Here is a 12,211-nt window from a genome sequence, read left to right as displayed (position 1 = left end):
CACTGTGCATGAATATCTTTGCTGATTCTCGACTCCGATACACCGTCAACTGTTCCATCCTCTTCACCGACGTGCCTCTGCTCGATCGACCGCAGCGCGCGCGAGATGCCGGATTCGACGCCGTCGAATTCTGGTGGCCGTTCGGGGGCCCGGTGCCCTCGGACGCCGATGTCACCGCATTCGTGTCCGCCATTCGCGATGCCGGGGTACAGCTGACCGGACTGAACTTCGCGGCCGGCGACATGCCCGCAGGCGATCGTGGGATTCTGTCCGATCCAGCGCAGAAGCGGGCCTTCCGAGACAACATCGCCGCCACCGTCGGCATCGGCGAACAACTCGGCACCACAGCGTTCAACGCCCTGTACGGAAACCGCATCGACGGCGTCGATCCGCTCGACCAGGACGAGGTCGCGATCGAGAACTTGGCCGCCGCCGGGAAGGCCGCGGCGAAAATCGGTGCGGTCGTGTTGATCGAGCCCGTGAGCGGCGCACCCGCCTACCCGTTGAAGTCTGCCGCCGGAGCCGTCGCGACCATTCGCCGCGTGGCCCGTGAACAGGACGTACACAACCTCCGCCTGCTCGCCGACCTCTACCACCTCGCCGTCAACGGAGAGGACGTTCCCGCAGCGCTCGAGGCACACCACGACCTGATCGCGCACGTACAGATCGCCGATTCCCCCGGCCGCGGAGAACCGGGCACCGGATCGCTCGACCTCGGCGGACAACTCGCCGGCCTCGCAGCGCGGGGTTACGACGGCTACGTCGGACTCGAATACAAAGCCACCCAGCCGGATCCGTTCGCGTGGCTCGAACTGGCCACCACTACCAAGTAGGGATTTCTCATGAGCACCATTGCATTCATCGGCCTCGGGATCATGGGCAGTCCCATGTCCGTTCATCTCGCCAAGGCAGGCCACCAGGTGGTCGGCTACAACCTGACGCCCGACCGCACCGGTCCCCTCGTCGACGCCGGCGGCACCGCAGCCGACTCGATCGCCAAGGCCGTCCACGACGCCGACATCGTCGCGATCATGGTCCCCGACTCCCCGGATGTGCAGGACGTTCTCGCCGGTGAAGGCGGTGTGTTCGACAATGCTCGACGCGACGCGCTGATCATCGACTTCTCCAGCATCCGCCCCGACGTCACCGCCACGTTGGCTGCCGACGCGTCCTCACGCGGATTCCGGATCCTCGACGCCCCGGTCTCCGGTGGCCAGGCCGGTGCCGAGAACGCGACTCTGTCGATCATGGTCGGTGGCAGCGCGGACGACTTCGCCACGGCCAAGCCGATTCTCGACGTCGTCGGCAAGACCGTCGTGCACGTGGGTCCGAGCGGATCCGGGCAGACGGTCAAGGCGGCCAACCAGTTGATCGTGGCCGGCAACATCCAGGTGCTCGCCGAGGCGATCGCGTTCCTCGAAGCCTACGGCGTCGATCTGGCCGCGTCGGTCGAGGTTCTCGGCGGAGGCCTCGCCGGTTCGGCCGTGCTGAACCAGAAGGCCCAGAAGATGCTCGACCGCTCGTTCGAGCCCGGGTTCCGCATCGACCTGCACCACAAGGATCTCGGCATCGTCACCTCGGCCGCTCGCGAGGCGGGCGTCGTAATTCCCATGGGCGCTGTGCTGGCGCAGCTGATGGCCTCGGCCCGAGCCAACGGCGATGGCGGCCTGGATCATTCGGCGCTGTACCGCGGTGTCGCTCGGCTCTCGGGATCCCCGATCACAAGCAAGGACAACTGACATGGCCAGGATGCGTGCGGCCGATGCCGCAGTGAAGATCCTCGAACTCGAAGGTGCAACAACCGCATTCGGTCTCCCCGGTGCGGCCATCAATCCCTTCTACGCGTCGATGCGCAGTCACGGTGGCATCCGCCACGTGCTGGCCCGCCACGTCGAAGGTGCCTCGCACATGGCGGAGGGCTTCACCCGGGCCGCACCGGGCAACATCGGCATCTGCATCGGTACCTCCGGTCCGGCCGGCACCGACATGATCACCGGGCTGTATTCGGCCATGGCCGACTCGATTCCGATCCTCGCCATCACCGGCCAGGCCCCGGTGGCGCGGCTGCACAAGGAGGACTTCCAGGCCGTCGACATCGCGTCGATCGCGGCACCCGTCACCAAGATGGCGATGACGGTGCTCGAGCCGGCTCAGGTTCCCGGTGCCTTCGCGCAGGCGTTCCATCTGATGCGCTCCGGTCGCCCCGGTCCGGTGCTGATCGATCTGCCCATCGACGTGCAGTTGGCCGAGATCGACTTCGATCCCGAGACGTACCAGTCGCTGCCCGTGCACAAGCCCGTCGCCTCGCGTGCTCAGGCCGAGAAGGCCATCGACATGCTCCTGGCTGCCGAGCGCCCGTTGATCGTGGCCGGCGGAGGCATCATCAACGCCGATGCCTCCGACTTGCTCGTGCAGCTCGCCGAGATCCTCGACGTGCCGGTCATCCCGACCCTGATGGGCTGGGGCACCATCCCGGACGATCACCGCCTCGCCGCAGGCATGGTCGGTTTGCAGACCGCACACCGGTACGGCAACGCAACCATGTTGGCCTCGGACTTCGTGCTCGGCATCGGAAACCGTTGGGCCAACAGGCATACCGGCGGCCTGGAGACCTACCGCAAGGGCCGGAAGTTCGTCCACGTCGACATCGAACCGACCCAGATCGGACGCGTCTTCGCACCCGACTACGGCATCATCTCCGACGCCAAAGCGGCTCTCGAGCAGTTCGTGGCCGTCGCCGAGGAGCGCCGTGCCGCAGGTACCCTCCGCGATCTCTCGGGTTGGGTCGAGGACTGTGCGACCCGCAAGCGCACGATGCATCGCCGCACTCACTTCGAGAACGTGCCGATCAAGCCGCAGCGTGTGTACGAGGAGATGAACAAGGTCTTCGATCGCGATACCCGCTACATCAGCACCATCGGGCTGTCCCAGATCGCGGGCGGTCAGTTCCTGCACGTCTACTCCCCGCGCAACTGGATCAACTGCGGGCAGGCCGGCCCGCTCGGCTGGACCATTCCCGCGGCGCTCGGTGCGGTGGCTGCCGATCCCAAGGCGAATGTCGTTGCACTGTCCGGGGATTACGACTTCCAGTTCATGATCGAAGAGCTGGCCGTCGGTGCGCAGTTCAATCTGCCCTACGTGCACGTGGTGGTGAACAACTCGTACCTCGGGCTGATCCGTCAGGCGCAGCGCGCGTTCGACATGGACTTCTGCGTGCAGTTGGGATTCGACAACATCAACCACCAGGACACCGTGGACACTCAGCCCGGTATCCCCAAGGGCTACGGCGTCGACCACGTGCAGGTGGCAGAAGGGCTGGGCTGCAAAGCGCTTCGCGTCACCGAACCCGAGCTCATCGGTGAGGCGCTCGTGCGGGCCAGGACTCTGGCCAACGAGCACAAGGTTCCCGTCGTCGTGGAAATCATCCTCGAGCGGGTCACCAACATCTCGATGGGCACCGAGATCGACAACGTCGGTGAATTCGAGGAACTGGCCAACACCTCGGCGGACGCACCCACCGCGCTGCTTCTGCTGGACTAGAGATGACACGAATTCTGCTCGCTCCGGACAAGTTCAAGGGCTCGCTGTCGGCAGCCGAGGTTGCTCGGGCATTGGCCGAGGGTCTGGTTGCGGTCGACCCGTCACTCGAGACGGTGTGCCTGCCCGTCGCCGACGGCGGTGACGGCACCGTCGATGCTGCCGTCGCCGCCGGGTGGGACCGAGTGGCAGTGACCTGCTCGGGACCGACCGGTGAACCGGTCGATACCTCGTACGCTCGCCGGGGTGATACCGCCGTCGTCGAACTGGCGTCGGCGGTCGGGCTCGAGCTCCTGCCCGACGGACGGATGGATGCTCTGGGATCCAGCACATTCGGGCTCGGCACCGTCATTGCACACGCACTCGAGGCAGGTGCAGGGTCTGTTTCAGGTGCGCGGCGAATCGTCGTCGGACTCGGGGGCAGCGCATCCACCGACGGCGGTGCCGGAATGCTCGTCGCACTCGGTGCGCGGATCCTCGATGCCGACGGCAACGACGTCGCGCTCGGCGGTGGTCCGCTGCGCGGTGCAGTCCACCTCGACTTGAGCGGCTTGTTGCCGTCGGCTCGGAATGCGGTGTTCGAGCTGGCCTGCGACGTCGACAATCCGTTGCTCGGTGTCACCGGAGCCGCGGCCGTCTACGGCCCGCAGAAAGGTGCCGGACCGCAGGAGTTGCTGTATCTGGAACACGGCATGCGGCAGTGGGCGCATCTGGTGCGCAACGCAATCGGCCGTGACCTCAGCGGTCTGGCGGGCACCGGGGCGGCCGGCGGAACCGCCTTCGGTGCCATGGCCGTACTCGGTGCTGCGGCCAAGCCGGGGATCGAGACCGTGCTCGAGTTGATCGACTTCGGCAGCGCTCTGGCGTCGGCCGATCTGGTCGTCACCGGCGAGGGGTCGCTGGACGAACAGAGCCTGCACGGCAAGGCACCGATCGGCGTCGCGCACGCTGCGCGTGCAGCCGGTGTTCCGGTGATCACCGTTGCGGGACGCAGCGTGGTCGGCATGGATCGATTGCGCCCCTACGGAATCACCGCCTCCTATGCACTGACCGACCTGGAGCCGGACGCGCAGATCTCGATGCGTGACGCGGCCAGGCTGTTGCACGAGGTCGGCCGAACGTTGGCCACCACACACATTTTGGAAGGAACTTCATGACCGGAACCGATTTCACCACGCTCACCGATCTGGCTTCTCGGGCGCTCGGCGGCAGCGTCTCGGCGGCGAACGACGAGCTGTTCGCCCAGCGCGAGAACCTGATCAAGCCCGATGCTCCGCTGTTCGATCCCGCGGACTTCGGCCACAAGGGAAAGGTGTACGACGGGTGGGAGACTCGGCGTCGTCGTGACGAAGGCGGTCACGACTGGGCGATCGTGCGACTGGGCTCCCCGGGCATCGTGCACGGCGTCGTCGTCGACACCGCTCACTTCACCGGCAACTACCCGCCGTTCGTCTCCATCGAGGCGGCGTCGATCGACGGCTATCCCTCCATCGAGGATGTGCAGAATGCGGAGTGGCACAGCATCGTCGACAAGTCCCCCGCAGTCGGTGACACTGCAAACACGTACGCGGTGGCCGATCGGCACCGGTGGACGCATGTGCGGCTGTCGATCTACCCCGACGGCGGCGTCGCCCGGTTCCGTGTGCACGGTCAGGTGGTGCAGGATCCGCGGTTCCTGACAGGCACCGTCGACCTGCTCGCCGCAGAGAACGGCGCTCGGCTCACCGATTGCTCCGATGCGTTCTACTCCTCGCCGGCCAACATCATCCTGCCCGGGCGGGCTCGTAATATGGGCGAAGGCTGGGAGAATTCCCGACGACGTAACGGCGGCAACGACTTCGCAGTGTTCGCTCTCGCATCACCCGGCACCCCGCGCCACGTCGAGGTCGATACGAGCTACTACGTCGGCAACGCACCGGGGTGGATCCGGCTCAGCGCCATCGATTCTCGTCGCCGGCACATCACGGACCCGACGGCGTGGAGCGAGATTCTGCCCCGCACCGCTGTTCAACCGGATACGCGCCACCGGTTCCTGCTGAACGAGGCCGCCGCGTACACGCACCTGCGACTGGACGTATACCCCGACGGCGGACTGTCCCGATTGCGATTGTTCGGGGAGCTCGACGCCGAAGCCCTCGATGCGGCAGATGTCGCATGGAAGTCGTCCGAGCTCCAGAGTGTCTCCAGTGCAGTCTGATCTGGTTGTTCGCGCTTCGCGGGCGGTGATCGGTGGACGGGAGGTTGCGGCCTCGATCTCCGTGTCCGACGGCCGCATCGTGGCAATCGACTCCTTGGATGCGCGCGTATCTGCGGCGGTGGTGGTCGAGCTCGGTCCGGATGAGGTGCTGCTGCCGGGTTTGGTGGACACCCACGTTCACGTCAACGAGCCAGGGCGTACCGAATGGGAAGGGTTCGCGAGCGCGACCCGGGCTGCCGCGGCTGGTGGCATCACGACCATCGTCGACATGCCGCTCAACAGCATCCCCCCGACGGTGGACGTCGCAGCGTTGGAGATCAAGCGTCGGGTGGCGGCGGATCAGTCGGTGGTGAACGTCGGATTCTGGGGCGGTGCCGTGCCGGGGAATGTCGATCAGCTGCGACCACTGCACGATGCGGGTGTCTTCGGCTTCAAGTGCTTCCTGCTCGCGTCGGGGGTGGACGAGTTTCCGCCGCTGACGATTCCGGAGCTCGAGAAGGCTCTGATCGAGATCGCGTCGTTCGACGGGCTGATGATCGTGCACGCCGAGAACGCCGAGGTGATCGCCGAGGCACCGTCGGCGGCGGGCCGTGAGTACTCGGGATTCCTCGAGTCGCGCCCACGTGCGGCCGAGAACCGGGCCATCGAGCAGGTGATCGAGTTGTCTCGTCGGACAGGGTGTCGGGTGCATATTCTGCACCTGTCGAGTGCCGATGCGTTGCCGATGATCGCGGCGGCCAAGCGCGAGGGGGTGCGGGTGACCGTCGAAACCTGTCCGCACTACCTGTGTTTCGACGCCGAGGCCGTACCGGCCGGGGCCACGCAGTTCAAGTGCTGCCCGCCGATCCGCGAAGCCGGTAACCGAGAGTTGTTGTGGCAGGGTTTGTCCGACGGCACCATCGACACCATCGTGACCGACCACTCCCCCTGTACTCCCGATCTGAAGAGGTTCGACACCGGAGACTTCGGTGATGCCTGGGGTGGGATCGCGTCGTTGCAGGTGTCGCTGGCTGCGGTGTGGACCGAGGCGCGTGCCCGTGGGTTCGCGCTGACCGACATCGTGCGGTGGATGGCCACCAACACCGCCGACCAGGTGGGGATGACGGATCGTGGGCGCATCGAAATCGGAAGCGCTGCAGACCTTGTGGCGTTCGCTCCCGACGAGAGGTTCACCGTCGACGTTGCGCAGCTGTACCACCGCAACCCGGTGACTGCCTACGATCGACTGGGTTTGTCGGGTGTGGTGCGACGGTCGTGGATCGCGGGGTCGGAATCCTCGACCGGGCGATTGCTGGCGCGCAACTAGAACGGCGGTGTTGCCGTGTCGTCTGGTTCGGGCTGTTGGTTGTCGGGTGGGTCGGGGTAGGCGATGACGCCTGATCGTGTCGGTCGGGTGGGGATGTGTGGTCTGAGGTCGTTGCCGAGGATGGGTACGGCTGTGCCGTTGGTGGGCAGGGTGATTCGGGTGGTCTTGGATGTGGATCTCCAGAGGATGGCTCCGCCGGGGAGCATGGTGGCGGTCCAGTAGCCGGCGGTTTTGACACTGTGGTGGTAGTCGCAGAGGCATTGGAGGTTGTTGACGGTGGTCCATCCTCCGCCGAGGGGGTTGGGGTGGTCGAAGGCGGTGATGTGGTCGAGTTGGCAGCGTGCGGCGGGTCGGTGGCAGCCGGGAAAGCGGCAGTGTTTGTCGCGTAGTCGGACGGCTGCGGTGGTGAGCGTGTCGGGTCGGTCGATCAGGGCGCGGTCGGTCAGTGGGTCGCGGGGTACGGATGTGCCGAGGGTGGGGTCGGCGGCGATCGCGGCTTCGAGTGCTGCGGCGAGGGAGGCGTTGCCGAGGTAGATGCCACTGGCTGTACAGCTACCGCGGTTGCCCGAAGGCCCGAGTCCCGACTGGTTCAGGGCAGCGTGGTTCAGGGCGGCGCGGTTCAGTGTCGGGAGATCGAGGGCGGAGCTGTGCCGTGTGCCCCGGCCGACGGGGGTGTGGGTGCAGAACAGGGCTGCGGCGGAGGCCAGCGATCCCAGGCGGCGTTGGCGTGGGTTGTCGCTGGCGGCAGCGGCAGCCGCAGCCGCAGCCGCAGCCGCGCCTGTTCCCGGTGCTGGGCCGTCGGCTGACGTTGGGCCGGATCTTGTGGAGCCGCATGCGGTTGTGGGCGAACCGGATTCCGGACAGTTCGGTGCGATACCTGGTACCGGCGATGTCTGTTCCGCAGGTGATCGTGAAGCTGACGCGGGTTCGGACGATGCAACTGCCTCAGGGCCGGTGGCCGACGTTGCCTCCGCCAGCGAGTCGGTCAGCGGTGCGGTAGCGCGTGTTGCTGTGTGCTTCTGGACAGGGTCGGTGGTGCCTGGGTCAGCAGTTGCCGACGGGTCGGTCGCAGGTGTGGGTGCGGACTCGTCGTTCTTCTCGGCATCGTCGCTCGCGTCGGTCTCATCTGCCGGTGCCTCGGGTGCTGCTGGTTCGGTTGCCGGGGTGCTCCCAGGTACAGCTGCAGGTGAAGGTGAACTGGCCGAATTACGTTCGGTCGAGGAATCAGCCTCCCTACCCGAGTCCGTGGCCGACTCAGTTCCCGCATCAGCACCCGCACTCGAGTCTCCAGCCATGCCCGGGCCCGAGCCCGCGTCTTTGTCGTCGTCCGTCGCTGTTCCTGTCTCGGGTTCTGTAGGGCTCCCGTCGTTTTCGCTGTCCGAGGTCTTTTCCCATTCCCCGGTCTCCGGGTTCTGGACTGCCAGTCCGAGTTTCTCCGCAAGGGTGACTGCTTCGGTGAGCAGGATCTGCCAATGGCTGTTGCGTGCCAGCTCCTGCGCGAGGTCGGGGTCGATGGAACCATGCCCGGCCAGGTAGGCGGGGTTGGCGAGCAGTCCGATGAGGGTGGCGATGTCGACGGTGATCATCGTCAACGGCACCCGCCGATCCGGCAGCACTGTGTCTTTCTTCGGGCAGTCGGGGCGGTGGCACAGGCATGCCAGTTGGGGTTCGCCGTGCATGCGGGCCATGAACGCATCACAGAGGCGTTCTTTCTTCCCGCGCGGGTCTTTGGGGCAGAGGGTGTCGGCCATCTCTTCGAGGAGTTGCCAGGCGGCGGCGGCTTCGGGTGCGGTCAACTCGGCTCGGATGCGGGCGAGTTCGCCGGCGGGACTGTAGGTGACGGTGCGGAATTTCTTCGCGAACTCCCGCAGTGCCGCTGCTTCCTCCGGAGCAATCCGCAGCAGGATGTCCCAGATCGCCTGCTCGAGCGGGCCCGGGGACGACCTCCGCGCCGCCTCGACCACCTCTTTCTCGACCGACGTGACGATGTCGTCGGAGAGGTTGTCGAGGATCCGGCATGCGGTCCGCACGCGGGGGAGGTCGATCTCCCCGGTCTCGAATGCTGCTCGTAGTAGTGGGAGTCGGGTGTGCAGGGCTACGCCGATGGATACATACGATTCGGCGACGGTCGCCGAGCAGCCCAACGCGACAGCCATTTCGGTGCGTCCGTATCGGCTGTAGTGCTTGTGTTCGGTGTCGCGGGTGATCCAGTCGCAGTGCACGGTGTAGCAGGCGGTGATCTTGCGGGCCGCGTGCCGATTCTCCTCACGCGCGGCAGCGGTCAACGCCTCCAGTGACACAGTCGGTATTGCACCCATTTTTTCACCCCCCGGTGAGCAACAATTCAGAACGTGCGTTCGAACTGAAAGGAGACTATCTCGGCCCACCGACAAGAACCGAAAGTGTCGATTCAGGCGACTCGTGCAGGCAATCTCGGGTGGAAGGGATAGTGCCGGGGGGATGACCCTTGATCGGCGGTCCAGGTGGATTCACTACCCACGTCTTGCGCGGGGAGTCGAAGCGCAGGGGGTATAGATGTGGCGATCCGGCCGGGGGTGCCGGGCAGAAGTCGAAGGTTGACGACGGGACGTTGTCTACATGGAAGGCTTACGCGTATTTCGCGTTCGCCTCGTCGTGGTGGATCGGGCCCGCCGTACGTGTCAAAGGCAGCGCGCTACCCCCACGTCGCACGGCCACGAATTCCGCCGCGATGGCCAGCGCAGTCTCCTCCGGAGTTCTCGCACCCAAGTCCAAGCCGATCGGCGACTTCAACCGTGCGAGCTCCTGCTCGGTCAACCCGACGTCACGCAACCGGGCCGCCCGATCGTCATGAGTTCTGCGCGATCCCATTGCCCCTACGAATGCGACGGGCAGTCTCAAAGCCACCTCGAGCAGCGGCACATCGAATTTGGCATCGTGCGTCAGTACGCAGATCACCGTCCGGGCATCGACCATAGTTCGCGCCAGGTAGCTGTGCGGCCATTCGGTGACGACCTCGTCGGCGTCGGGAAACCGTGCAGCAGTGGCGAACACGGGGCGAGCATCGCACACCGTCACGTGGAACCCGAGGAACTTGCCCACCCGCGCGAGTGCTCCTGCGTAGTCGATTGCCCCGAAGATCAGCAGCCGCGGTGCAGTGGCGTAGGACTGTACGAACACGTCGAGGTCAGGCCGGCACCGCACCGACCGGATGCCGGTACCGCCGGAGTCCAGCATCGCCAGCGCCTCACCGACGACCACCGCGTCGACGTCCGAAAAACCGGTCGTACCCATTGTGGCCGAGGACGAGACCGCGAGCGACTGCCCGGAGCCGTCGAGCATCGTGACCGTGGCCACCGCAGTATCCGACGCGATGGCCGCGAGCACGGCCCGCGGAGGACCGAGGCGCACGAACACCTCGATCACTCCCCCGCAGGTCAAGCCGACCGCGAAGGCATCGATGTCGCTGTAGCCGAACGACTCTCGCTTGGACTCGCCGGTCTCGAGAACCTCGCGGCACAGCTCGTACACTGCACCTTCGACGCAGCCACCGGAGACGCTGCCGACTGCTTCACCGTCGGCGCACACCGCCATCGCAGCACCCGGAAGCCGTGGAGCACTTCCGGATACCGCGATGACCGTCGCCACCGCGTAGGGAACGCCTGCGTGGTCCCAGGCGGACAGACGATCGACAATTTCTTTCACGTTACGAGATTCCCAACGCTTCTTCGATCGGGTGCAGGGCGAAGTAGACCAAGAAGATACCCGACATCAGGTACAGCAGCCAATGCGTCTGGCGTGCTTTGCCTTTGGCGAGACGAACCAGGGTGTACGAGATGACGCCTGCTGCAACACCGACGGTGATCGAGTAGGTGAAGGGCATCAGGACGATGGTGAGGAAGGCCGGGATCGCGATTTCGGTGTTCTCCCAGTCGATCTTGCGTACGTGCGTCATCATCAGCGCGCCCACCAGAACCAGTGCCGGTGCAGCGGCTCCAACGGGGACCACGCCGGCCAGCGGGGTGAAGAAGATCAGGCTCGTCAGCAATCCGCCGGTGACAACGCTGGCAAGGCCGGTCCGGGCACCTTCGGTGACGCCTGCCGCGGACTCCACGACGGCCGTGTTGGCCGATCCGTTGATCGCGCCTCCTACGATGGCACCGATGCCGTCGACGGTGAGGATGCGGCTCAATCCCGGCATCCTGCCCTGCTTGTCGACCAGACCTGCTTCCTCGCCGACACCGAGGATGGTGCCCATGGCGTCGAAGAAGCCCGAGAGAACGAGAGTGAACAGGACGACCGACGCCGTGACGATTCCGGCCCGTGCGAAGCCGCCGAACAGGTCGACGTTGAACAGTAGGTCGAATTGTGGTGTGGCGACGATGGAATCGGGCACCTTCGGAACGACCGGTCCCCACGCCTCCGGTTCGATGTCGAACACCGAGTTCAGGATGATCGCCAGGTTGGTGGCCACGAAGATGCCGATGAGCATCGCGCCCGGCACTTTCCGCACGAACAGCATGATCATCAGGACCAGGCCGACGCAGAAGACGAACACGGGCCAGCCGGCGAGCTTGCCGAACGTGCCGAGGGTGACTGCGGTTGCTGCTGACTCGTGGTGCCCGACGAACCCTGCGTCGACCAGGCCGATGAGCGCGATGAATGCACCGATCCCGACGCCGATCGCCTGCTTGAGAACCAGTGGTATGGCATCCATGATCAGTTGCCGAATGCCGGTGAGAGCGAAGACGACGATGACCACGCCTTCGAGAACCACCAGCCCCATCGCCTGTGGCCAGGTCATGTACGGGGCCGCCTGGAACACCACGATCGGTGTCACCCCGAGGCCGGCCGCCATGGCGAGGGGCGCGTTTCCGACGACCCCCATCAGGATGGTCGTCAGACCGGCGGACAACGCCACCATGGTCGACAGCTGCGCCGGATCGAGCGTTGCCCCGGTGACATCGCGGGCGTCACCGATGATCAGCGGGATGAGAACGATCAAGTAGGCCATGGCCACGAATGTGGTGACACCACCGCGAATCTCGCGGGAGAGCGTGGAGCCCCGGCCGGTGATGTCGAAGAACTTGTCGATCTGGGATCGACCTCGTCCACTTTGGCGAGTGCTGGATGTACGTACGTCGGTCATGATCGGCCCTCCCAGGGCGTGATCAACCTCGTCGAGCGTGGGG

General features: G+C 65.6%; 9 protein-coding genes. 6 read left to right on the top strand and 3 right to left on the bottom strand.

From position 1 onward, the window contains the following. The first annotated feature begins 8 nt into the window (after window positions 1-8). The 6 genes from CH302_RS09855 to allB are packed head-to-tail and all read left to right on the top strand — an operon-like array spanning window position 9 to window position 7,040. A complete protein-coding gene (locus tag CH302_RS09855; RefSeq protein ID WP_037195077.1) occupies window positions 9-833 on the top strand; it encodes a hydroxypyruvate isomerase family protein in 825 nt (274 codons plus the stop codon). A 9-nt stretch (window positions 834-842) separates the two neighbouring features. Continuing rightward, window positions 843-1,739 (top strand): 2-hydroxy-3-oxopropionate reductase, encoded by an 897-nt coding sequence (locus CH302_RS09850; RefSeq protein WP_037195075.1) that lies wholly within the window; start codon window positions 843-845, stop codon window positions 1,737-1,739. 1 nt (window position 1,740) lies between these two features. Beyond that, the gene (gene gcl, locus CH302_RS09845) at window positions 1,741-3,540 is read left to right on the top strand and encodes a glyoxylate carboligase (RefSeq protein ID WP_037195073.1); all 1,800 of its coding nucleotides are present in this window, start codon (window positions 1,741-1,743) and stop codon (window positions 3,538-3,540) included. 2 nt (window positions 3,541-3,542) lie between these two features. Next, a complete protein-coding gene (locus CH302_RS09840) occupies window positions 3,543-4,694 on the top strand; it encodes a glycerate kinase (RefSeq protein WP_037195070.1) in 1,152 nt (383 codons plus the stop codon). Next, entirely contained in the window at window positions 4,691-5,734 is a 1,044-nt protein-coding gene (gene alc / locus CH302_RS09835) for an allantoicase (RefSeq protein ID WP_037195068.1), read from the top strand. Before CH302_RS09840 ends, alc begins: the two co-directional genes overlap by 4 nt. Beyond that, window positions 5,685-7,040 carry an allantoinase AllB gene (gene allB, locus CH302_RS09830; protein ID WP_052048093.1) on the top strand — a complete coding sequence of 452 codons (1,356 nt, stop codon included), beginning with the start codon at window positions 5,685-5,687 and terminating at the stop codon, window positions 7,038-7,040. The genes alc and allB overlap by 50 nt, the downstream gene beginning before the upstream one ends. Here allB and CH302_RS09825 read toward each other — a convergent pair. From CH302_RS09825 to CH302_RS09815, 3 genes are all read right to left on the bottom strand, one after another. Then, complete coding sequence (locus CH302_RS09825) at window positions 7,037-9,358, bottom strand: DUF222 domain-containing protein (RefSeq protein WP_094649930.1); 2,322 nt, start codon at window positions 9,356-9,358, stop codon at window positions 7,037-7,039. The genes allB and CH302_RS09825 overlap by 4 nt on opposite strands. Window positions 9,359-9,647: 289 nt before the next feature. Continuing rightward, the gene (locus CH302_RS09820; RefSeq protein WP_037194937.1) at window positions 9,648-10,724 is read right to left on the bottom strand and encodes an XdhC family protein; all 1,077 of its coding nucleotides are present in this window, start codon (window positions 10,722-10,724) and stop codon (window positions 9,648-9,650) included. Between the two features lies 1 nt (window position 10,725). Further along, the gene (locus tag CH302_RS09815) at window positions 10,726-12,168 is read right to left on the bottom strand and encodes an NCS2 family permease (protein WP_037194936.1); all 1,443 of its coding nucleotides are present in this window, start codon (window positions 12,166-12,168) and stop codon (window positions 10,726-10,728) included. Window positions 12,169-12,211: the final 43 nt, after the last annotated feature.

This window comes from Rhodococcus sp. 15-2388-1-1a (genome assembly GCF_002259145.1).
GTDB lineage: Bacteria > Actinomycetota > Actinomycetes > Mycobacteriales > Mycobacteriaceae > Rhodococcoides.
This window is presented reverse-complemented; position numbering and strand designations above follow the sequence as displayed.